Origin of the sequence: Cellulomonas sp. NTE-D12, from assembly GCF_027923705.1 — a bacterium.
Classification (GTDB): domain Bacteria; phylum Actinomycetota; class Actinomycetes; order Actinomycetales; family Cellulomonadaceae; genus Cellulomonas.
In genome coordinates this window covers 1569805-1591690 of record NZ_AP026442.1, presented here as the reverse complement: position 1 = coordinate 1591690, position 21886 = coordinate 1569805, and the positions used below count along the sequence as shown (strand labels likewise).

Below are 21886 nucleotides of genomic sequence, written 5' to 3'. Positions count from 1 at the left end.
CCGACCGCCCCGTTCAGGCCCGCCGTGACGCGCAGCGTCCGGATCGCCCGTCTCCGACCGTCTCGGAGTCCGGTACGCCGCAGTCCGTCATGTGGCACACGTCACTTCGGCGTCACGGCGACGTCACGCCTCGGTCACATCCGCGGTCGATTCTGTACGCGATGAGCGAACCACCCGGCCCCAGCGGTATGGATCCTGTCTCGGGATGGTTCTATGGGTTTGTGAACGCGACCCAGACGCACGCCCCGCTGACCGCAGCCGACCGCTGCGACAGGTGTGGTGCCCAGGCCTACGTCCGCGTCCTGCTGCCCGTCGGCGAGCTGCTGTTCTGCGCGCACCACGCGCGCGAGCACGCGGACAAGCTGGCGTCGGTGGCGACGCACGTCCAGGACGAGACCGACCGACTCCTCGCCGAGCACGGCGCAGGGGCGGGAGCGGCAACCGCCTGACCGCGGCCTGAGCAGGCCTCTCGACCACAGACGACGAGGCCCGGACCATCACGGTCCGGGCCTCGTGCCATGTCTGCGCACGGACGCCGTCCGCACCCAGGAGGCTCAGGAGGGGGCCGGCACGACGAAGGCCCGGACCATCCGGTTCCGGGCCTTCGTCGTGCTCGCTCGTACGCCTCAGTCGAGGTAGTCCCGCAGCACCTGCGACCGCGACGGGTGCCGCAGCTTCGACATCGTCTTGGACTCGATCTGGCGGATCCGCTCGCGCGTCACGCCGTAGACCTTGCCGATCTCGTCGAGCGTCTTGGGCTGGCCGTCGGTGAGGCCGAACCGCATCGACACCACGCCCGCCTCGCGCTCGGACAGCGTGTCCAGCACCTGGTGCAGCTGCTCCTGCAGGAGCGTGAAGCTCACGGCGTCCGCCGGGACGACGGCCTCCGAGTCCTCGATCAGGTCGCCGAACTCGCTGTCGCCGTCCTCACCGAGCGGTGTGTGCAGGGAGATGGGCTCGCGACCGTACTTCTGGACCTCGACGACCTTCTCGGGCGTCATGTCGAGCTCCTTGGCGAGCTCCTCCGGGGTCGGTTCGCGACCGAGGTCCTGGAGCATCTGACGCTGCACCCGCGCCAGCTTGTTGATCACCTCGACCATGTGCACCGGGATGCGGATGGTGCGCGCCTGGTCTGCCATCGCGCGGGTGATCGCCTGCCGGATCCACCACGTGGCGTACGTCGAGAACTTGTAGCCCTTGGTGTAGTCGAACTTCTCGACCGCGCGGATCAGACCGAGGTTGCCCTCCTGGATCAGGTCGAGGAAGAGCATGCCGCGGCCCGTGTAGCGCTTGGCGAGCGAGACGACGAGACGCAGGTTCGCCTCGAGCAGGTGGTTCTTGGCGCGGCGGCCGTCGTGGGCGATCCACTGCAGGTCCCGCTTCAGCTTGGCATCCATCTCGATGCCGGAGTTCAGGCGTTCCTCGGCGAACAGACCCGCCTCGATGCGCTTGGCGAGCTCCACCTCCTGCTCCGCGTTCAGCAGGGCGACCTTGCCGATCTGCTTCAGGTAGTCCTTGACCGGGTCGGCGGTCGCACCGGCGGTGACGACCTGCTGGGCCGGCGCGTCGTCGTCGTCCGCGTCGGAGTAGACGAAACCGCTGTCCTCGCTGGTCTCCTCCTCGGCGGCAGCGGCAGGTGCGGCGGTCTCGGAGTCGTCCTCCTCGTCCACGACGACCTCCGCCGGCACCTCGTCGGCGTCGACCTCGGTCACCTCGACCGCGATGTCCTCGACGTCACCGCCCTCGAGCTCGGCGCCCGGCTCGAGGTCCGTGTCCTCGATCTCGTCCTCGTCCACCTCGTCGGCGGGCGCGGACTTCACGGGCGCGACCGGCCGAGCGGCCTTGGCCGCCGCCGGCTTCTTCCCCGCCGTCGCCGCCGCCCGGGAGCGGGCCGGCTTCGGTGCGTCGGCATCGACGGTCGCGGTCGTGGCAGGACGGGTCTTGGCGCTCGTGGCTGCCACGGCACGCCGAGCAGCAGCGGGAGGCTCGTGGCGAACCTCGATGCCGACGGTGCCGAGCGCGCGGACCACCACCTTCAGGCGCCGTGCGTCCTGCACGTCCGCCTGCTCGCAGGCGGTGCGCAGCTCGACGGCGTCCACGGCTCCATGGGTACGGCCGTTACGCACCAGCTGCTGCAGGGCAGGGTGCTCGAACTCGCGAGGGAGCGCGGGATGCGGGGTCTGGGGCGACACGAACGACCTTTCGGCGACTTCAGCGGCAGCGCCGCGAGTCACGGATCCGTGGAGACAGATGGATATTGTACCGACCACCGTCGTCGGGCACGGCCCGGTGACCGCGCTGATGGCGGTGATCGACGGCGGCGAACCTGCGGCCTCCGACTCCAACGACCGGAGCCCGCCGAGGATTCCCGCCGGAACCACCCGATCGCCACGGCCGAGGATCGGGTGGCGGCTACGCGGGGTCGGGCTTCACGGTCAGGACGGGGCACGGCGCGTCGAACAGCACACGCTGCGCGTTGGCGCCGAGGATCAGCTTGCCTACCGGGCTCCGGCGACGCAGGCCGATCACCACCAGGTGCGCGCCGGTCTCCTCCGCCGTGCCGATCAGGTCGTCCGCGACGTCGCCACCGTCCAGCAACCTGATCTCGTGGTCCACGCCGTCAGACTCCAGCTGGCGGTCGACTGCCGCGAGCGCCTGCTCCACCTCGGCACGCTGCGCCGGTGGCTCGTCCTGCCGCGTGCTGACCACCACGACGATCCGCTCGGAGCGCAGGTGGGACTCCCGAACCGCCGCCTCGAGCGCTGCCCGACCCTCTGCCGTCGCCAGGTACCCGACCACGATCGACATGCGCCCTCCTCGGAACACCGGCGGCCACCGCGCCACCTGCGGCGACGGTACCGGTTCACCGACCCGACGACGAGCCGGTCCCGCGGCGTCGCGCCCGGCAGGATCACGCCTCGGCGCGGACCCATCCGGGTGGGACCCCCTGGGCGACGGCATCGTCGATCAGGTGTGCCAGGCGGTACGCCGGATCGCTCTCGAAGGCTCGCGCGAGCAGGAGCTGAGCCCGCGCACCGTCGCCGCGCCACCACGCGAGCAGCGCGAGCAACGTCAGCGACGGTTCCTGGTGCGCACGGTCCCCGTGCGCCACCACGCGCTCGAGCGCGCGTTCGTGGATCCTCGTGGCACCGGAAGGCGGTCTGACACCGAGGCTGGGATCGACCACCAGCGCGAGCGCGTCCGCCAGACCGGCATCAGCCTCCGCCGACGTCCGCGCTCCCGTGACCGAGCGTTCGGGCAACGACCCCGTCCCGGGGACGAGCGCCACGAGCACCGCGTCCCGCACGCGCGGGTCGGCCAGACCGGCCTCGAGGCGCCCGAGCGCGGAACCACCGATCCGCACGGTGCTGTCGCCGGCCTCGGCCACCGCACGTCGCCATGCCCGGACGCTGTCGAGCCGCCATCGTTCCAGCGCCGAGTCCGACGTCGCGGCGGTCCGTCTCGCGACCCATCGGCGCCGCACCCGCGCCACAGCCTTCCGTGCCTCGGCACCGGCCGACCTGATCCGCGCCACGTCGTCCCGGGAACCGGCGACGGCCGAACCGGCGAGCACCATCTGCGCGCCTACCTGCGTGGCGTCCAGCTCCGCGAGCGGACGCCCCCCGACGGGACAGCAGGGGTCGGCGCAGTCGAGGGCGAGGTAGCCGCGATCGGTGACCACCCACACGGGCACCTCGCCGAAGGGTGCCGCCGCGGCCTCCCGGAAGTGCTCGACGGCCGGGGCGACGGCGGGCTCGCTGCCGCTCCGCGGGTCCGTGCCGGTGTAGAGCACCAGGACGCAGCGGTCCGCACCGTCCCGGTCCAGGTGGGAGACGAGAGCCCGAGCGAGGCGTGGGCCGTCGGCTCGCTCGGCGAGGTCGGCCAGGTCGACCCGGATCACCAAGCCGACCTGCCCGCGCGGCGGACGGAGGCTGACGGCGACGACGCTGTGCGCGGGGCGGAAGCCGAGCTGGTGCGGGATCAGCGCCAAGAGCTCACGGGGCTCGGACACGCGCAGGGTGGAGAGGCTCATGCGGTCAGCCCACACCGGGCCCGCCAGCTGACCACGCTCTGTCCACAGGGTCCGGCGGCCAACCCGTCGTGCACAGGTGTCGAGGTCGTCTCGCCCGGCGGCGCAGCACTCGGCCCCAGAGGCGTCGCGGTCGCGCCGGACCAGTGTCCCACGGCGCCTCGCGGCGGTACCCGGTGGGGCCGCCGCGTAGCCTGTCCCGGTGCCTCACACGACCGCCCCGGGACCCCAGCCAGGGGCCCGGAGGATCGTCGTGACCGGTGCGCTGATCGCGGCGGCCCTGACCCTGGCCGGGTGCGAGTCGAGCGCGCCGGCACGACTCGGGTCCCCCTCCAGCACGGCGTCCCCCTCGCCGACCGAACCGCTGCTCACGGAGCAGGCGGGCAGCGGGACGAGCGTCGGCGCCCTCGTGAAGGGCTTCCCTACCCAGCTGGTCCCCGTGCCGGACGGGGCCACCGTGCTCGTCTCGTCGGCGCAGCCGATCGACGGCGGCCTGACGCAGATCAGCCTGAACCTGCGCAGCGCCCAGGACGCGGCGGGACTGCTGGCGGCAGTACGCGGGCCGCTGCTCGCCGCGGGCTTCCACGAGGCGCCGCCGACCCAGCCCGACCCCGGGCTCGCGGCTCAGAGCTCGTTCTCCCGTTCCGACGGCACCGAGCTGGTCCTGGTGGGCGTGCTCGACCGGGACGGCGTGCGCACGCTCACTCTCGGCGGCCGCGTGCACGTCTGAGCCGCCCGGGGCGGGTCGCCGCTCCCCTACGCTGACCTGGTGAGCGCCTCGGCACCGCCCCTGCTCGACGACGAGGACGTGCGGCGCCAGGTGGACGGCCTGCTGCGGGCGCACCTCGACCGGCTCGAGGCCGACCTGGCCGAGACGGGGCACGACGCGGCACCCCTCGTCGAGGGTCTGCGCACGATGCTCGGTGGTGGCAAGCGCCTCCGGGCAGCGTTCGCGTACTGGTCCTGGCGCGCGCACGGCGGCGTCACGGGCAGCCCTGAGGAGCTCTGCGCCCTGCGCGTCGGCGCCGCCCTCGAGCTCTTCCAGGCGGCGGCGCTGTTCCACGACGACGTGATGGACGACTCCGACACCCGGCGTGGACGCCCGACCGCGCACCGGGCGTTCGCAGCGCGGCACGCGCTGCTCCACCTGGCCGGCGACGGCGACCGGTACGGGATGTCCGCCGCGATCCTGCTCGGCGACCTCGCGCTCGTGGCCTGCGACGCCGAGCTCTCCGAAGCCGTCGAACCCTTGCCCGAGGCGGACGCGGCAACCGTCCGCTCGTTCTTCTCCCGCATGACGTCGGGTGTGACGGTGGGTCAGTACCTGGACCTGGCCGCGCAGGTCCAGCCCTGGGGCGACGACCCCGCGGTGATCGAGCGCCGCGCATGGCAGGTGCTGCGGGCGAAGTCGGCGCGCTACAGCGTCGAGCAGCCCATGCTGCTCGGCGCGGCGGTCGCGGGTGCCGATGCCGCTGCGCTCGACCGCTGCGCGGCGATCGGCCTCCCGCTGGGCGAGGCGTTCCAGCTGCGCGACGACCTGCTCGGTGTCTTCGGCGATCCCGCGGTGACGGGCAAGCCGGCCGGTGACGACCTGCGAGAGGGCAAACGGACGGTCCTGGTCGCCCGGGCCCTCGCCTCCGGGGACGAGACCACCCGCCGGATGCTCACGGAGCACCTGGGCGACGCGACGATGGACGCGTCGCGGACGTCGCAGCTGGCGGACGCCATCGCCGCCTCAGGTGCACCCGCCGAGGTGGAAGGGCTGATCGACGAGCTGTCGAGGCGTGCCTTCGGACTCATCGAGTCGAGCGGCTGGCGCGAACCGGCCCGTTCCCACCTCGTGGAGCTGGCGCGGCAGGCGGTCGACCGCCGGCGCTGAGGACGCCGGACGCGCACCGTGGCGCCGAACGGGCGCCCACGGCGGACGCGCTCAGAGCTCGGCCTGGGCGAGCCGCCTGACCAACGTCTTGCGTCCTGCGAGCAGCGCGTCCATCGGGGTGCCGGGCAGCTCGTCCGTCGACGTGAACAGCCAGACGATCGCCTGCTCGTCGGTGAAACCCACGTCAGCCAGCACGGTGAAGGTGCCCTGCAGCGCCGCCAGCACCGTCCACGCCGCCCCCGTGCCCGGGACGCCGGGGTTCGCCGGGTTGGCGAGGTGACCCGGCACGAGGAAGCGTGCCGGGACGCAGAGGACGGGCGGCTCCCCGCGACGGACCGCGATCAGCCGCCGCTCCTGGACGAGGCGCCGCACCTTGGCCACGTCCTCCCCCAGCCGGTCGGCCACGTCGGGAAGGGTCAGCCACTCGTCGACCAGGTCGTCGGGCGCAGCAGGCGCGTCAGTCACGAGGTCAGCCTACGAGAGCGGAGGTGGCGAGCCGCGCGTGACGCTGCCGCGCGACCTTCTGACGCCGCGAACCGGGACGCTTCGGACCTCGACCTTTCACACCGGCCCACCCTCCACTAGCGTGCACATCTGTCACATCTGTCACAGGCGTCACGGGGCGCCGACCATCTTGTCGCCGGGGGTCCTTCGCCATGACCGACACAGCAACAGCGCGGGCCACGGCGCGCCGACGTGCCGCGACCGGCACGGGGGCCACCCTCGCGCTCACCGCCGTCACCGTCGCCGTGGCAGCGCCCGCCCACGCCGACACGCTGTACACGGTGCGGACCGGCGACACCGTGAGCCACATCGCGCAGCGTGCAGGCGTCAGCGTGGCAGCGATCAGCAGGGCCAACGCGCTCGCGGACGCCTCGCGCATCCGCGCCGGGCAGGTCCTCAGCATCCCCGGAGCCGCGGCGGCCTCCCCGGCGCCCCGCGCCGCGGCGTCGGCGACCACCGGCACGGTCCGCACCACGTACGCGGTGGCCAAGGGCGACACCGTGTCCCACATCGCCGCGCGCACGGGTAGCTCGGTTGCGGCCATCGTCGCCGCGAACCACCTCGACGACAGGGCGTTCATCCGGATCGGCCAGGTCCTGACCATCCCGTCCGCCAGCGGCGCTACCGCTGCCGCAGTGACCACGGTCTCGGCGACGGTCGCGACCGTCCCGACGGTCAAGGCCGTCAGCGCCCCGACCTCGGTCAGCCGGTACACCGTCGCGGCCGGCGACACCCTGTCGGCGATCGCCTCCCGGTTCGGCACCACGGTGGCGGCCGTAGCGGCGGCCAACGGGCTGGACTCTCGCGGGCTCATCCGCATCGGGCAGGGTCTGGACGTGCCGGGCGCCACGGTCGCCACCGCGAAGCCGCTGGTCGGCGACACCTTCGCCGGCCGAACCTACCCGGCTGTCGTCGTCGGCGCGGCGAACGTGAACAAGGCCGCGCTGCTCGCGACCGGCGTGCCCTCGCCCGCCCAGATGCGCGCCCTGGTGGCATCCACGGCGCGCACCCTCGGTGTGGACCCGGCGCTCGCGCTCGCCGTGGCCTACCAGGAGTCCGGGTTCGACCAGACGTCCGTGTCGCCCGCCAATGCGATCGGCACCATGCAGGTGATCCCGTCGTCGGGCGAGTGGGCGTCGCAGATGGCGGGCCGGTCCCTCAACCTGCTGAACCCTCAGGACAACGTCACGGCCGGCGTGCTGATCCTGCGCTCGCTCGTCCGCACCGCCCCGGACCTGCCGAGCGCCATCGCCGGCTACTACCAGGGGCTCACGTCCGTGCAGAAGAGCGGGATGTTCGCCGACACGCGCCGCTACGTGGCCAACGTCCAGACCCTGATGACGCGCTTTCGCTGACGGCGCCCGCGCTGCACGCCTCCCCCGGGGCCGCGGAACGCGCCCGTAGACTCGCCACCGTGGGAGCCACCGTCACCGATCCGCTCGTCGGCCGCCTGGTCGACGGCCGGTACGAGGTGGTCTCCCGCCTCGCCCGTGGTGGCATGGCGACGGTCTACGTGGCCGTCGACCGCCGTCTGGACCGCGACGTCGCGCTCAAGGTGATGCATCCGCACCTGGCCGACGGCGCGTCCGGCGCGGACTTCATCGCCCGGTTCCGGCGGGAGGCCCGCACCGCGGCACGGCTGGCCCATCCCGGCCTGGTCAGCGTCTTCGACCAGGGTGTCGACGGCGAGACGAGCTACCTGACGATGGAGCTCGTCACGGGCGTGAACCTGCGTCGCCGGATCGGCGAGCAGGGTGCCCTGACCGTCGGCGAGGCGTTGCGGATCGGCGAGGCGGTCCTCGACGCCCTGACCGCGGCGCACCGGAACGGCCTGGTCCACCGGGACGTCAAGCCGGAGAACGTGCTGCTGGCAGCCGAGGACGACCGCGTCAAGCTCGCCGACTTCGGTCTGGCCCGCGCGGTCACGGAGGTGACGTCCACCACCACGGGGACGGTGCTCGGAACGGTGGCCTACCTCGCTCCCGAGCTCGTCGTCCGCGGCGCGAGCGACGCCCGGACGGACGTGTACGCCACGGGCATCCTGCTCTACGAGATGCTCACCGGGCGCCAGCCCTTCACCGGCGCGACCCCGATCCAGGTGGCGTTCCAGCACGTGAACAGCGACGTGCCGGCGCCGTCCGACCTGGTGCCGTGGCTGCCGAGCGAGGTCGACGAGCTCGTCGCGGCGCTCACGGCCCGTGACCCGGCCGACCGGCCCGTCGACGCGGGTGCCGCCCTGGCGCTCCTGCGGCGCACGCGTGCCGCGCTGGACCCCGCGGTGCTGGGCCGGCACGCGGACGTGTCCCCCGCCGTCCCGACGCAGCACGCGCCGGAGAGCTCCGACGATGACCTGGCGTCGGCACTGGGCGGGTTCGGCAGCGAGGGCGAGGGCGGCGGTCGCCTCGGAGTCGCGGCCGGCCGCGACGAGCAGGTCACCACGACCCTGGCCACCGTCAACGGGGCGGGCAGCACCGTCGCCCTGCCCATCGGGCTGGGGACGGCGGCGCCCGGCCCGACCGCCGGCGGGTCCGGGGGGTCGCCGGCTGCGACAGACGTCGCCGCGCCACGGCGGTCACGGTGGCGCCGGTGGCCGGCGCTCCTGCTCGCGGTGCTGCTGGTCGGCGGTATCGCGTACGGCGGCTGGTGGTACGTCGAGCAGGGTCCGGGCGCCTACACGACCGTCCCGCCGATCACCGCCCAGTCGGAGCAGCAGGCGCTCGCCGTCCTCGCCAGCCACGGTCTGCACGGCGTCCGGACCGAGGCCTACGACGACGTCGCTCCGGCCGGCCAGGTGTTCAGGGCGAACCCCGCGGTCGGGCAGCCGGTGCGCAAGGCCGGCACCGTCACGTACACCGTCTCGCGCGGCGTCGACCTGGTCACGATCCCCGACGGCGTCGTCGGTGCCATGCAGGCGGATGCCGAGAAGGCCCTGAAGGCGGCCGGCCTCGCGGTCGCCTACGGACCGGAGCAGTGGCACGACACCGCTGCGGTCGGGTCGGTGCTGTCGGCGACCCTGCCGGACGGCGCCGCCGCGGACCCGAAGGCCCAGGTGAAGCGCGGCACCACGGTGACCCTGTCCCTGTCCAAGGGTCCGGCACCGGTGACGGTGACCACCGTCGTCGGCGCGACCCTCGACCAGGCCACCGCACAGCTCGCCGCCGACGGCCTGAAGGTGGCCGCCAGCGAGGCGTTCAGCGACACCGTGCCGGCCGGCACCGTGACGGACCAGTCGCCGAAGGCGGGCAGCACCGCACACCGCGGGGACACCGTCCAGGTCACCGTCAGCAAGGGTCCGGAGCTCGTCCAGGTCCCGAACCTGCGCGGCGCCCAGTACACCGATGCCGCCAAGGCCCTCGCGGCGCTCGGTCTGAACGTCCAGCGGCAGAACGTGCTCGGCGGCATCTTCGGGACGGTTCGGGACCAGAGCGTCCCGGCAGGTCAGTCGGTCCCGAAGGGTACGACGATCACGCTGACGGTCGTCTAGAGCCGCGCAGCGACGAGGCCCCGTTCCCCGCCAGGGGACCAGGGCCTCGTCGTACGAACGGCGCACTCACGAGCGGCGGAGCAGCTCCACCACCTGGAAGGCCAGCTCGAGCGACTGCTGGTGGTTCAGCCGGGGGTCGACGCGGGTCTCGTAGCGCCGCGACAGCCCCTCCTCGTCGATCTCCTCGGTGCCGCCGAGCACCTCGGTGACGTCGTCGCCGGTCAGCTCGATGTGCAGCCCTCCGGGGACCGTCCCGAGGGCCCGGTGCACCTCGAAGAAGCCGGCGACCTCGTCGATCACGTCCGCGAACCGCCTCGTCTTGTAGCCGGACGACGAGACGATTCCGTTGCCGTGCATCGGGTCGCAGACCCACGTGATCGGCCGACCGTCGGCCGTCACCTTCTCCACCAGGGCGGGCAGCCGGTCGCGGATCAGGCCCGCGCCCATCCGTGTGATGAAGGTCAGGCGGCCCGGCTCGCCGTTCGGGTTCAGCCGGTCCATCAGCGCCAGTGCCTCGTCACCCGTGGTCGTCGGGCCGAGCTTGACGCCGAGCGGGTTCTGCACGCGGGAGAAGTAGTCGATGTGCGCACCGTCCAGCTTGCGGGTGCGCTCCCCGATCCACAGGAAGTGGCCCGAGCAGTCGTACGGCAGGCCGGTGCGGGAGTCGATCCGCGTCAGGGGCCGCTCGTAGTCCAGCAGCAGACCCTCGTGGCTGGCGTAGAAGTCGACGGCCCGCAGGGCGTCGAAGTCGGCACCGCAGGCAGCCATGAACCGGATCGCCCGGTCGATCTCGGCCGCGATCTCCTCGTAGCGGGAGTACGCCGGGTTGGCGGTGAAGCCGCGGTTCCACTCGTGCACGCGCAGCAGGGAGGCGAAGCCCCCTGTGGTGAACGCCCTGATCAGGTTCAGGGTCGACGCCGACGTGTGGTACGCCTCGAGCAGTCGCTCCGGGTCCGGGGTGCGGTCGGCTGGCGTGAACGCGTAACCGTTGACGATGTCTCCACGGAACGCCGGCAAGGTGACGCCGTCCCGCGTCTCGGTGTCGGCGCTGCGCGGCTTGGCGTACTGACCGGCCATCCGGCCCATCTTGATGACGGGCAGGCTGGCGCCGTACGTGAGCACGACGGCCATCTGCAGGACCGTCATGATCTTGTGGCGGATTCGGTCCGCGGTCGCCTCGGCGAAGATCTCGGCGCAGTCCCCACCCTGGAGCAGGAACGCCTCGCCACGGCCCGCCGCGGCGAGCTTGGCCCGCAGCGCATCGGCCTCGCCCGCGAAGACGAGCGGCGGCAGGGTCGCGAGCTTCTCGCGCACCTGCCTCAGCCGCGTGCCGTCGGGCCACGAGGGCTGCTGCTCAGCCGAGAGGCCCTCCCAGGCGTCCAGACCCTCCAGAACCCCGGGGTCCGGCTCCACGCTCATGCGTGGGAACCCGCTGCGACCAGCGGCTGGCCGATGTCCGCCAGCAGCCGGCCGAACCAGGGCTGCGTGACGTCGAACGCCTTGCCGCCGGCGATCCGCGGGAACTCGATCGCGCGCAGACGGTCGCCGTTCTCCTCGTCGTGACCGATCACGCCCGCCTCGCCGCGCAGGGCGCACTCGACCGCGAGGTCCGTCATCGACTTGATAAGGCGCAGGTCCTCGGCGTTCGCGGCCGCGGCGCGCGAGTAGTAGCCGGACTTCTGGACCATGACCTTCTCGGCGCCGAGCTTGGCGGCGAACTGCTTGGCGAACCACTGGCCCGGGTTGATCGTGTCGAGCTTGACGTGACCGAAGGCGTCCCGCGCGACCTCCTCGCCCGCGGCCTCCTTCTGGGCGACGATCTCGTTCATCCCCGCGCCCTCGGACAGGAAGATGTTGACGTTCCCCTGGGTGTCCATGATCGCCTTGAGGCGCGCAGCCTCGGCGTCGATGTCGAGAGCCAGCTCGGGCAGGAAGACGGCGTGGATGTCCCAGCGCTCGCGCGTCAGGCCCAGGCTCGGCACCCACTCCTGCAGGTCCAGCCACTTGCGGTACTCGGACGCGGCCGCAGCGGTCAGCCACCCGCAGTGACGGCCCATCACCTCGTGCACGATCAGCATCCGGGGACCGGAGCGGTGCTCGCCGATGATGTTCGCCGCGAAGCCGGCCGCCTCCTCGGCGGCGGTCCAGGCGCCCAGGGACTGGCGGATCGGCACGACGTCGTTGTCGATCGTCTTGGGCAGCCCCACCACCGTCAGCGGGTAGTCGTTCTCGGCGAGGTAGGCGGCCAGGTCCGCGGCCGTCGTGTTCGTGTCGTCGCCGCCGATCGTGTGCAGCACGTCGACCCCGTCGGCCTTGAGCTGCTCGGCCGCCACGTGCAGCGGGTTCTCACCCTCCTTGACCAGGCCGCGCTTGACGCAGTCCTTGGCGTTGGTCAGCTTCACCCGGGAGTTGCCGATGGGCGAGCCGCCGAAGCGGTGCAGGATGCCGGCCTTCTTGCGGCCCTCCTCGTCCACCACGATCTTCTCCCCGCGCAGCAGGCCGTAGTAGCCGTGCTGGTAGGCGATGATCTCGATCTCGGGGGCGATCTCCGTGTAGCGCTCGATCAGCCCGCCGACGGCCGAGGACAGGCACGGGGCGAAGCCGCCTGCGGTGAGGAGGGCGACGCGACGGACCGACATGGGGGAACACCTCTCGATCGAGCACGGGTCTGCAGCAGCAGGCTGCACGGGGACGCGCCAGGCGCGCCGGCCATCCTACTGACCGGGCTCCGCGGTCGGCGGCTCGACCGGTACCTGGACGTCGGGCACCGGACGCCCGCCGGGAGCGGCCGGCAGGTGGTCCGTCGCGTCCCCCGTCACCGCCGGGTGTCCGGTGGCGATCCGCGCCTTCTGGGTCGCCGCGTAGACGTCCACGTACTCCTGGCCCGAGATGCTCATCAGGGCGTACATGATCTCGTCGGTGACCGAGCGCAGGATGAAGCGGTCGTTCTCCATGCCCCGGTAGCGGCTGAAGTCGAGCGGCTCGCCGATCACGATGCCGATCCGCATCACCTTGGGGATGGTGCGACCGATCGGCTGGGCGATGTTGGTGCCGACCATCGCCACGGGGATCACCGGAGCGCCGGACTCCAGCGCCAGCCGGGCCACACCCGTCTTCCCGCGGTAGAGGCGGCCGTCGGGGCTCCGCGTGCCCTCGGGGTAGATCCCGAAGAGCCCGCCTTCGCCCAACCGGCGCAGACCCGTGCGCAGCGCCGCCTCCCCCGCCTTGCCGCCCCCACGGTCCACCGGGATGGTCCCGACCCCGCGCATGAAGCCTGCGGTCAGGCGTCCCTTCACGCCGCGACCCGTGAAGTACTCCTGCTTGCCGATGAAGACGATCTCGCGCGACAGGACGAGCGGCAGGAAGAACGAGTCGATGACGGCCAGGTGGTTGCTCGCCAGGATGGCAGGACCATCCGTCGGCACGTTCTCCACGCCACGGACCCACGGTCGGTACACCAGGCGCAGCAGAGGTCCGACGAAGATGCGCTTCATCAACCAGTAGAACAACGCTCAACTCCTCGACCGGGCAGCGGCGCAGCTCGACGTCCCTGTCGCGATGCCCTGGGGCACCACGCCGACTGCTGGGTCCGACTCTAGAGTGCATCCATGCCGCAGCGTCCCGACGACGACGCCGACGCCGGCGAGCCGGACCAGGCCGCCGTCGACGCACGCTGGGCGCAGATCGTCGCGGAGCTCGCCGACCTCGACTCGCCGGCCACACCCACCGACCCGCCCGGGGACCCCCTGGGAGCGGACAGCCGCGGGACGGTTGCGGCCCGGGAGCACCGCACGCCCGACGGTCACGAGCCGCACGGGCCCGCAGAGCTGACGGGGCGGGACTGGGACGGCACCGCCCAGCAGGACGCGGCCGAGGCGGCGGTCGACGCCGCCGAGCACTTCGTCCCGCCGGACCCCGGACCCGTGCTGGGTGGTGACCCGCTGCTCACCCTGGCGTGGACGGCAACGATCGGCGTACCGGTGCTCTTCGTCGTCCTGGTGCTCGCGTGGCCCGACGCGCCCGGCTGGCTGCTGGCGGTTGCGGCCGCGGTCTTCGCCGCCGGCCTCGCCGTGCTCGTCTGGCGGATGCCGCACCGGCGCGACGAGGACGACGACTCCGGGGCCGTCGTCTGAGGGGCTCGACCGGCTAGGACTCGAGGCGCGCCAGGTCCGCCGCGCCCACCATCCCGGCCTCGTTGCCCATCGAGGCGGTGGCGAAGCTGGCCTCCGGGTGATACCCACGCGCTGACAGGTGCTCGACGAACGCGGTGCGCGCCGGCGCCATCACCAGCTCCCCAGCCGCGGACAGCCCACCGCCGACCACGAAGAGCTCGGGGTCCAGGAGCGCCGCGACGGAGGCGGCGCCCTGCCCGACCCACCGGCCGATGTCCGCGAGCAGCTCGATGGCCAGCTCGTCGCCCTCCTCGGCTGCCTGCGTGACGTGCACCCCGGCGATCTTGCGCCACTTGCCGCCCGCGAGCTCGAGCAGCCGGGCCGCGCGGTCCGGGCGCTGCTGCGCGATCGCCTGGGCGTCCCGCACCAGGGCGCTGCCGGACACGTACTGCTCCCAGCAGCCGCGCTGCCCGCAGCCGCACACGTGCCCGTCGGGCACCACCCGGAGGTGACCGATCTCCGCGGCCACGCCCCAGCGACCGCGCACCAGGCGTCCGCCCGACACGATGGCTCCGCCGAGCCCCGTGCCCAGCGTGAGCGTCACCATGTCGGTGACCCCGTCGGCGACCCCGAACCGGTACTCGGCCCAGCCGGCAGCGTTTGCGTCGTTCTCGACGACGATCGGTACGTCGGTCCGCAGGGCGGTCGCCACCGAGTCGCGCAGCGGGTGGTCGCGCCACGGGAGGTTGGGCGTGAAGCCCACCGTCGCACGGTCGGCGCCGATGAACCCCGGGGCGGCGAGCCCGATCGCACCCACCTCGTAGTCGGCCATCAGCTCGCGGCAGACGTCCACAACACCCCGGTCCACGGTGGCCGCGTCGGTCGGGTCCGTGTCCCGCCGGGTCTGCGCCAGGATCCGGCCGTCGTCGTCGACGACGCCCGCAGCGATCTTGGTCCCGCCGATGTCCACACCGATGGCGTGCATGTGGTGCCCGTTCCCTCGTCCGTCCGCACCGACGTCCCGATGCGCGGGCCCACGCTAGCGCCCGTGGGGCGGGGCGAGCCGCAGCCTGCCGTCGACGACGTGCGGCCCCCCGCGGCAAGCGCCAGGTCTGCCCGAGAGAGGGGGTCGAACGTCCCGTATCCTCGCGTTACACGTCGTCGTCTGCCACTGGAGTCAGCATGGACGAGTCCTCCACCCCGCTCGTGGTCGAGGTCGATCGGTCGCGGAACCTGAACGACCTCTTCGCGGATCGGGTCGCGGCGACGCCGGACCGGGTCCTGATGGAGCGGCGGTCACCGGACGGCGGTCCGTGGGCCACGACGACGGCCCTCCAGCTCGACGCCGAGATCACCGCCGTCGCCCGGGGCCTCATCGCCCGGGGCGTCGAACCGGGCGACCGGGTCGGCATCATGTCCCGCACCCGCTACGAGTGGTCGCTCCTCGACTGGGCGATCTGGCGGGCGGGCGCCGTCACCGTGCCGGTCTACGAGACGTCCTCGGCCGAGCAGGTGCACTGGATCCTCTCCGACTCCACCGTCTCGCTCCTCGTGGTGGAGACCGCCGCCCACGCCGAGCTGGTCGACCAGGTCCGCGCCGAGGTGCCGCAGCTGCGCGACGTGCTGGTGATCGACCACGACGCGACGGCCGCGCTGGTGCGTGAGGGGGCTCAGGTGCCGGTCGAGGAGGTCGAGCAGCGCCGCCACCTCGCTCACCTGGACGACCTGGCCACGATCATCTACACGTCGGGAACCACCGGCCGGCCCAAGGGTGCGGAGCTGACGCACGGCAACTTCTACGAGCTCACGGTCAACGCCGTCGAGAAGCTGAACGTGGTGGTGCAGGGCGACGGTTCACGGACCCTGCTCTTCATGCCGCTGGCGCACGTGTTCGCGCGGTTCGTGCACGTGCTGACCGTCGCGGCGGGAGCGACCCTCGGGCACACGGCCGACACCAAGACGCTGCTGCCCGACCTCGAGGCGTTCCGGCCCACCTTCGTGCTCTCGGTGCCGCGAGTGTTCGAGAAGGTCTACAACTCGGCGGAGCAGAAGGCGGCGACCGGCGGCAAGGGCGAGATCTTCCAGCGCGCCGCGAAGACGGCGATCGTCTACTCCCGAGCGCTCGACACCCCCGGCGGACCGAGCCGGTGGTTGCAGCTCCAGCACCTCGTGGCCGACCTTCTGGTGCTGCGGCGGATCAGGGCCGCGCTCGGCGGCCAGGCGCGCTGGGCGATCTCCGGCGGCGCACCGCTCGGTGAGCGGCTGGGGCACTTCTTCCGCGGTACCGGGCTGCACGTGCTCGAGGGGTACGGGCTGACCGAGACCACCGCACCGGCGACCGTGAACCTGCCGGACCGGTCGAAGATCGGCACCGTGGGGCCTGCCCTGCCCGGCACGTCGGTGCGGATCGCGGCCGACGGCGAGGTGGAGGTCCGCGGCATCGGCGTCTTCCGCGGGTACCACAACAACCCCGAGGCGACGGCCGCGGCGCTGGTCGACGGCTGGTTCCGCACCGGTGACCTCGGCGCCCTCGACGACGAGGGCTACCTGCGGATCACGGGTCGGAAGAAGGAGATCATCGTCACCGCCGGCGGCAAGAACGTGGCCCCCGCGGTGCTGGAGGACAGGCTGCGCGGGCACCCGTTGGTCAGCCAGGTGGTGGTGGTCGGCGACCAGCGACCGTTCATCGGAGCCCTCATCACGCTCGACGCCGAAGGGGTCCCGGGGTGGCTCGCCGCGCACGGGAAGCCGGCGATGTCCCTGCAGGACGCGGCCAAGGATCCCGACGTGCTGGCCTCGCTGGACAAGGCCGTCGCGCGGACCAACCAGGCGGTGTCGCGCGCGGAGTCGATCCGCAAGTACCGCATCCTCGAGGGCGACCTCACCATCGCGAACGGCTACCTGACCCCGAAGCTCAGCGTGCGACGCGCCGAGGTCCTCAAGGACTTCGCGCACGAGGTCGACGCCCTGTACGAGGGTCCGGTGCACGGCTGAGCGTGCCGTGCGCTCAGCCGGTCAGGTCGATGCGGAGCGGCGGCACCAACCCCGAGGCGGCCAGCACGTCGAGAGCGGCACGCTCGCCGGCGTCGAGCTCGACCGGGCCCCCGGCGCCCGCCGGCGTTCCGGCCGGCACCATCAGGAACGTCACCACGCAGTCGGCGCACGCGGCGGGGCCGGCCGTGCACGCGTCGCAGTCGATGATCATGGCGCGACGCTAGCGAGAGCCACCGACACGTCCTTCCGGCGCGCCTCGGCGGGCTGTCGGTGCCCCTGGCTAGCGTGCCGGCCATGCACACGGACCACCGCCCGCGACCGTTGTGGGCCGGTCCCGCGGCCGTCGGCCCGCGTCCGGCCGGGACCACGGCGACGCAGCCGACGCTCGACGACGTCGGCACCCCGCTGGCCGAGGTCACGTTCGTCGTGGTGGACCTGGAGACCACCGGCGGCCGCCCGGGCGACAGCGCGATCACCGAGATCGGCGCCGTCAAGGTCCGTGGCGGCGAGGTGCTCGGCGAGCTCCAGACGCTCGTCGACCCTGGCGGTCCGGTGCCGCCGTACATCCAGGTGCTGACGGGGATCACGACGTCGATGCTGATCGGCGCACCGCGCATCGAGGAGGTGCTGCCGTCGTTCCTCGAGTTCGCCCGGGGCACCGTGCTGGTCGCGCACAACGCCCCGTTCGACGTGGGGTTCCTCCGAGCCGCCGCGACGGCGACGGGACATGCGTGGCCCGGGTTCCGCGTGGTCGACACCGTCCGGCTCGCCCGCCGCGTGGTGACCCGGGACGAGGCCCCGAACCACAAGCTCTCCTCCCTCGCGGCGCTGTTCCGGGCCACGACCACGCCGAACCACCGCGCGCTCGACGACGCACGGGCGACCGTGGACGTGCTGCATGCGCTGCTCGACCGGTTGGGGCCGCTCGGCGTCACCCATCTGGAGGACCTGGCCGACGCCGCCGACCCGGTGCCGGCCGAGGTCCGTCGCAAGCGGACGCTGGCGGACGGTCTGCCGGACGCGCCGGGCGTGTACCTGTTCCGCGGTCCGCGTGACGAGGTGCTCTACGTCGGGACCTCGACCACCTCTCTGCGCCGCCGGGTCCGCACGTACTTCACGTCCGCCGAGCGGCGCGCGCGCATGTCCGAGATGGTGCGGCTGGCGGTACGCGTCGACCCCGTCGTCTGCGCCACGCCGCTCGAGGCCCGGGTGCGCGAGCTCCGGCTGATCGCCGAGCACGCCCCCCGGTACAACCGGCGGTCGCGCTCCCCCGAGCGCATGCCGTGGGTCCGGCTGACGTCGGAGCCGTTCCCGCGGCTCTCGGTGGTGCGCCAGGTGCGGGACGAGCCGGGAGCCGCCTACCTCGGTCCCTTCGCCTCCGGTTCCGCCGCGCAGCTCGCCGTCGAGGCGCTGCACGAGGCCTTCCCGGTCCGCCGGTGCACCCGCCGGCTGCCCGCGGTCGCAGCGCCCGACGCGTCCGCGTGCGTGCTGGCGGAGCTCGGCCGGTGCGGTGCGCCCTGCATCGGCTCGCAGGACGTGGCCGAGTACGCCGCTGCGACCGAGCCCCTGCGCACCGCGATGACGGGAGACCCCGGTGCCGTCGTCCGCCACGTGGGGACCCGCATCGGCAACCTGGTCGCACAGGAGCGGTTCGAGGAGGCAGCCGCCGAGCGGGACCGGTTGACGGCCTACCTGCGCGGCGCCACCCGCGTGCAGCGCACCACGCCGCTGGCCCGGTGCGCCGAGCTGGTCGCGGCGCGTCGGACGGACGACCACGGCTGGGAGATCGTGCTCGTCCGCCACGGACGGCTCGCGGGGACGGCCCACGTCGATCGCCGTGCGGACCCGCGCCCGGCGATCGCCACCCTGCAGGCGACCGGCGAGCACGTCGACGCTCCCGTGGCGCCGGCGGGCGCCGCGCACCCGGAGGAGACCGACCTGCTGCTCGCCTGGCTCGAGCAGCCCGGGGTCCGGCTCGTGGAGATCTCCGACGAGTGGTCGTGCCCCCTGCCCTCGGCCCAGGCCGTCCGGGACGCGGCGGCAGCCGTGGCGGTCGCGCTCGCCGTGCCGCCGACCGGCGACCAGACCCTCGTCGGCGACCTCACCGAGGCCGCGACGAGCGGCGCGAGACAGCCCGGCCGTCCGACGCGCTCGCGTGCGGCGGAGGGCGCCCGTCGCACGGCATGATGACGACATGCTCACCGCGATCGTCCTCATCGACACCGACGCAGCCCGGATCCCGGAGGTCGCAGCCGCGATCGCGGAGATCCACGGGGTGACCGAGGTCTACTCGGTCACCGGCGAGGTGGACCTCATCGCCATGGTGCGGGTGCGGGAGCACGACGAGCTGGCGGACGTCATCGCGGACAAGGTGAGCAAGGTCGAAGGCGTCCTGCGGACGCAGACGTACATCGCCTTCCGTACCTACTCCGAGCACGACCTGGACAAGGCCTTCGCCCTCGGCCTCGAGGACTGAGCTCCGCACCTCACCGCAGGTCGTCATGCGGCCGGCCGACGTGACACCGGCCGGACGTGCACGACCCTGCGCCTACGAGGACGCAGCGCCGTCCGCTCAGGCGCCCACCTTGCGCCAGCGGTCCAGCACGCCGGCTGCGGAGCCGTCGTCCACCGACCGCTCCGCATGGCCCATGGCCGCTCGGAAGCGCTCGGTCAGCGTGCCGTCGGCGGTGCCGGGCAGCGTGCCGTCGGCGACCAGGCCGGCCGACGCGTTGAGCAGCACGGTCTCGCGCACCGGCCCGCGCTTGCCGTCCAGCAGCTCCAGGACGACGCCGGCGTTGTGCTGCGGGTCGCCACCACGCAGGTCGGTGAGCGTCACGGGCGCGAGGCCGAGGTCCGCCACCCAGTCGACGACGCTCTCCGTCACGACGCCGTCGCGCACCTCCCAGACCCGCGACGGGCCGGTGGCCGCGAGCTCGTCCAGACCGTCGCGCTCCCCCCGGAACACCAGCGCGTCGGTCCCCCGGGTGGCGAGCACGCCGGCGACCAGTGGGGCCATCCGCGCATCGGCCACGCCGATCGCGGCGGCCTGCGGCTGCGCGGGGTTGGTCAGGGGACCGAGGAAGTTGAACGCCGTCGCCACGCCCAACGCGCGGCGCACCGGTCCGGCGTGCCGCATCGAGGGGTGGAACAGCCCCGCGAAGCAGAAGGTGATGCCCACCTCGGTGGCGATCGGACCGACCCGGTCCAGCGGCTGGTCGAGGCGGATGCCGAGCGCCTCCAGCACGTCGGCGGACCCGGACGCCGAGGACGCGGCCCGGTTCCCGTGCTTGACCACGGTGACGCCCGCCCCGGCGATCACCAGCGCGGCCATCGTGGACACGTTGACCGTGAACGCGCGGTCGCCACCGGTCCCGACGATGTCGAGCGAGCGACCGGGTACGACGAACCGCTGGGAGTGCGCCAGCATCTCGTCCGCGAGACCGGTCAGCTCCGCCACCGTCTCGCCCTTGGCGCGCAGCGCGACGAGGAACCCCGCCATGCACGCGGTCGGCGCCTCGCCGCGCATGATCTCGCCCATGGCCCAGCGCGTCTGGTCGGCGCCGAGGTCACGGCCCGCGATCAGCTCCGCGAGGACATCCGGCCACGTGAAGGTCGCGGCGGTCTCGGTCATCGGGCGAGCGCGCTGCCCGTCAGCAAGGACTGCACGGCACGGTGCAGCAGCACCGGGTCGAGCGGGCGGCTGATCACCGCGTCGGCGTTGGACCACGAGGCGAGCCATGCGTCCTGCGGGCGGCCGGTCAGCACCAGCACGGGCGGGCAGTCGTAGACCTCCTCCTTGAGCTGGCGCGCGACACCCATCCCGCCGACCTTGTCCGCCTCGCCGTCGAGGATCACCAGGTCGAGCTCGCCCGCCTCGACGGCCGCGTAGACCGCCTCGGCGGTGGCGACCTCGAGCCACTCGATGTCCGGCTCGCCCCGCCCGAGACGACGGCCGACGCCGAGCCGCACCTGACCGCGGGCGTCGACGTCGTCGCTGTACAGCAGGATCCGGGGACCGGTCACGGTCTCCTCGTTCTCAGGCTCGACGCTGCTCATGGGCCGTCCTCGTTCGTCGTCGTGCGGGATAGGCGAATCTTGGCACGCCCGCCCGATCGCAGGCTCCACCGTCCGGCCGCGTCCCGGGCATCGTCCAGATTCTGACGAGGTGACACTTTGCGGGCATCCGTCGTGGGCCTTAGGACCCATGCGAAGCGCTGATCCGCCATAATGGCGCGGTGTCGACCGCCACGGCTGCCCCGCGCACCACACCTCATGTGACCGTCAACCGCCCGAACCCGGTGTCGGTCGGCACGATCGTGTGGCTCGCGTCCGAGCTGATGTTCTTCGCCGGGCTCTTCGCGATGTACTTCTCCACCCGGGCGGCCGTCCCCAAGGTCTTCGCCGAGGGCGCGGCGCACCTGAACGTGCCCTACGCGGTGGTCAACACCACGGTCCTGCTGCTGTCGTCCGTCACCTGCCAGATGGGCGTGTGGGCCGCCGAGCGCTTCCAGCCCCGTCGCTCCGGGGCGCTGTGGCAGGTGAACCGCTGGGGCCTGAACGAGTGGATCGCCCTGACGTACCTGATGGGCGCGGTGTTCATCGGCGGCCAGGTCTACGAGTACGCCTCCCTGGTGCACGAGGGCATCTCCATCTCCTCGACGCCCTACGGCTCCGTCTTCTACCTGACCACCGGGTTCCACGGGCTGCACGTGATCGGCGGCCTCATCGCGTTCCTCTTCCTGCTCGGGCGCTCGTTCGCCGCGAAGAGCTTCGGTCACCACGAGGCCACCACCGCGATCGTCGTGTCGTACTACTGGCACTTCGTCGACGTGGTCTGGATCGCGCTGTTCTCGATCATCTACCTGCTCCAGTGACCGCTGGTG

21 protein-coding genes are annotated in these 21886 nt (G+C 72.8%); 10 read left to right on the top strand and 11 right to left on the bottom strand.

The genetic code is table 11. The features are described from left to right. The first annotated feature begins 188 nt into the window (after positions 1-188). Positions 189-449, top strand: a complete 261-nt coding sequence (locus tag QMF98_RS07375; protein WP_337975569.1) for a DUF7455 domain-containing protein — start codon at positions 189-191, stop codon at positions 447-449. A gap of 177 nt (positions 450-626) precedes the next feature. Here QMF98_RS07375 and QMF98_RS07370 read toward each other — a convergent pair whose 3' ends face one another. The 3 genes from QMF98_RS07370 to QMF98_RS07360 all read right to left on the bottom strand — a co-directional run bounded on the left by QMF98_RS07370 (position 627) and on the right by QMF98_RS07360 (position 4033). Beyond that, positions 627-2192: an RNA polymerase sigma factor gene (locus tag QMF98_RS07370; RefSeq protein ID WP_337975339.1), complete on the bottom strand. Its 1566-nt coding sequence runs from the start codon at positions 2190-2192 to the stop codon at positions 627-629. Between the two features lie 220 nt (positions 2193-2412). Continuing rightward, a complete protein-coding gene (locus tag QMF98_RS07365; protein WP_337975338.1) occupies positions 2413-2808 on the bottom strand; it encodes a universal stress protein in 396 nt (131 codons plus the stop codon). A 103-nt stretch (positions 2809-2911) separates the two neighbouring features. Further along, positions 2912-4033: a DUF4192 domain-containing protein gene (locus tag QMF98_RS07360; protein ID WP_337975337.1), complete on the bottom strand. Its 1122-nt coding sequence runs from the start codon at positions 4031-4033 to the stop codon at positions 2912-2914. A 199-nt stretch (positions 4034-4232) separates the two neighbouring features. Between QMF98_RS07360 and QMF98_RS07355 the strand changes: the two genes are divergently transcribed. Together QMF98_RS07355 and QMF98_RS07350 are read left to right on the top strand one after the other, a co-directional pair. Then, a complete protein-coding gene (locus QMF98_RS07355; protein WP_337975336.1) occupies positions 4233-4760 on the top strand; it encodes a hypothetical protein in 528 nt (175 codons plus the stop codon). A gap of 39 nt (positions 4761-4799) precedes the next feature. Continuing rightward, complete coding sequence (locus QMF98_RS07350) at positions 4800-5909, top strand: polyprenyl synthetase family protein (protein WP_337975335.1); 1110 nt, start codon at positions 4800-4802, stop codon at positions 5907-5909. Positions 5910-5960: 51 nt separating this feature from the next. Here the strand turns inward: QMF98_RS07350 and QMF98_RS07345 are convergent, their stop codons facing one another. Further along, positions 5961-6374, bottom strand: coding sequence for an Rv2175c family DNA-binding protein (locus QMF98_RS07345; protein WP_337975334.1), 414 nt, complete (start codon positions 6372-6374; stop codon positions 5961-5963). A 191-nt stretch (positions 6375-6565) separates the two neighbouring features. On the opposite strand from QMF98_RS07345, the gene QMF98_RS07340 reads away from it, so the two are divergent. Further along, positions 6566-7768 (top strand): LysM peptidoglycan-binding domain-containing protein, encoded by a 1203-nt coding sequence (locus QMF98_RS07340; protein WP_337975333.1) that lies wholly within the window; start codon positions 6566-6568, stop codon positions 7766-7768. Between the two features lie 59 nt (positions 7769-7827). Next, the gene (pknB, locus tag QMF98_RS07335) at positions 7828-9897 is read left to right on the top strand and encodes a Stk1 family PASTA domain-containing Ser/Thr kinase (protein ID WP_337975332.1); all 2070 of its coding nucleotides are present in this window, start codon (positions 7828-7830) and stop codon (positions 9895-9897) included. A 66-nt stretch (positions 9898-9963) separates the two neighbouring features. On the opposite strand, the gene QMF98_RS07330 is transcribed toward pknB, so the two are convergent. From QMF98_RS07330 to QMF98_RS07320, 3 genes are all read right to left on the bottom strand, one after another. Beyond that, entirely contained in the window at positions 9964-11316 is a 1353-nt protein-coding gene (locus QMF98_RS07330; RefSeq protein ID WP_337975331.1) for a class II 3-deoxy-7-phosphoheptulonate synthase, read from the bottom strand. Beyond that, positions 11313-12536 (bottom strand): pyrophosphate--fructose-6-phosphate 1-phosphotransferase, encoded by a 1224-nt coding sequence (locus QMF98_RS07325; protein WP_291762538.1) that lies wholly within the window; start codon positions 12534-12536, stop codon positions 11313-11315. The genes QMF98_RS07330 and QMF98_RS07325 overlap by 4 nt, the downstream gene beginning before the upstream one ends. A 75-nt stretch (positions 12537-12611) precedes the next feature. After that, positions 12612-13406 carry a lysophospholipid acyltransferase family protein gene (locus QMF98_RS07320; RefSeq protein ID WP_337975330.1) on the bottom strand — a complete coding sequence of 265 codons (795 nt, stop codon included), beginning with the start codon at positions 13404-13406 and terminating at the stop codon, positions 12612-12614. Positions 13407-13505: 99 nt separating this feature from the next. On the opposite strand from QMF98_RS07320, the gene QMF98_RS07315 reads away from it, so the two are divergent. Beyond that, on the top strand, positions 13506-14030 hold the full coding sequence (locus QMF98_RS07315; RefSeq protein WP_337975329.1) for a hypothetical protein: 525 nt from the start codon (positions 13506-13508) through the stop codon (positions 14028-14030). 13 nt (positions 14031-14043) lie between these two features. Here the strand turns inward: QMF98_RS07315 and QMF98_RS07310 are convergent, their stop codons facing one another. Then, positions 14044-14994, bottom strand: a complete 951-nt coding sequence (locus QMF98_RS07310) for an ROK family glucokinase (protein WP_337975328.1) — start codon at positions 14992-14994, stop codon at positions 14044-14046. Positions 14995-15191: 197 nt separating this feature from the next. Here QMF98_RS07310 and QMF98_RS07305 point away from each other — a divergent pair, with 197 nt between their 5' ends. Further along, the gene (locus QMF98_RS07305) at positions 15192-17003 is read left to right on the top strand and encodes an AMP-dependent synthetase/ligase (RefSeq protein ID WP_337975327.1); all 1812 of its coding nucleotides are present in this window, start codon (positions 15192-15194) and stop codon (positions 17001-17003) included. Positions 17004-17016: 13 nt separating this feature from the next. On the opposite strand, the gene QMF98_RS07300 is transcribed toward QMF98_RS07305, so the two are convergent. After that, a complete protein-coding gene (locus QMF98_RS07300) occupies positions 17017-17214 on the bottom strand; it encodes a hypothetical protein (protein WP_337975326.1) in 198 nt (65 codons plus the stop codon). An 83-nt stretch (positions 17215-17297) separates the two neighbouring features. Between QMF98_RS07300 and QMF98_RS07295 the strand changes: the two genes are divergently transcribed. After that, a complete protein-coding gene (locus QMF98_RS07295; protein ID WP_337975325.1) occupies positions 17298-19190 on the top strand; it encodes a DEDD exonuclease domain-containing protein in 1893 nt (630 codons plus the stop codon). Positions 19191-19197: 7 nt separating this feature from the next. Continuing rightward, positions 19198-19479, top strand: a complete 282-nt coding sequence (locus tag QMF98_RS07290; protein WP_263730346.1) for an Lrp/AsnC family transcriptional regulator — start codon at positions 19198-19200, stop codon at positions 19477-19479. A 96-nt stretch (positions 19480-19575) separates the two neighbouring features. On the opposite strand, the gene trpD is transcribed toward QMF98_RS07290, so the two are convergent. Together trpD and QMF98_RS07280 are read right to left on the bottom strand one after the other, a co-directional pair. Further along, a complete protein-coding gene (trpD, locus tag QMF98_RS07285) occupies positions 19576-20634 on the bottom strand; it encodes an anthranilate phosphoribosyltransferase (RefSeq protein ID WP_337975324.1) in 1059 nt (352 codons plus the stop codon). Continuing rightward, a complete protein-coding gene (locus QMF98_RS07280) occupies positions 20631-21059 on the bottom strand; it encodes a response regulator (RefSeq protein ID WP_291762513.1) in 429 nt (142 codons plus the stop codon). Before QMF98_RS07280 ends, trpD begins: the two co-directional genes overlap by 4 nt. 179 nt (positions 21060-21238) lie before the next feature. Between QMF98_RS07280 and ctaE the strand changes: the two genes are divergently transcribed. Further along, positions 21239-21877, top strand: a complete 639-nt coding sequence (gene ctaE, locus QMF98_RS07275) for an aa3-type cytochrome oxidase subunit III (RefSeq protein WP_291762509.1) — start codon at positions 21239-21241, stop codon at positions 21875-21877. Positions 21878-21886: the final 9 nt, after the last annotated feature.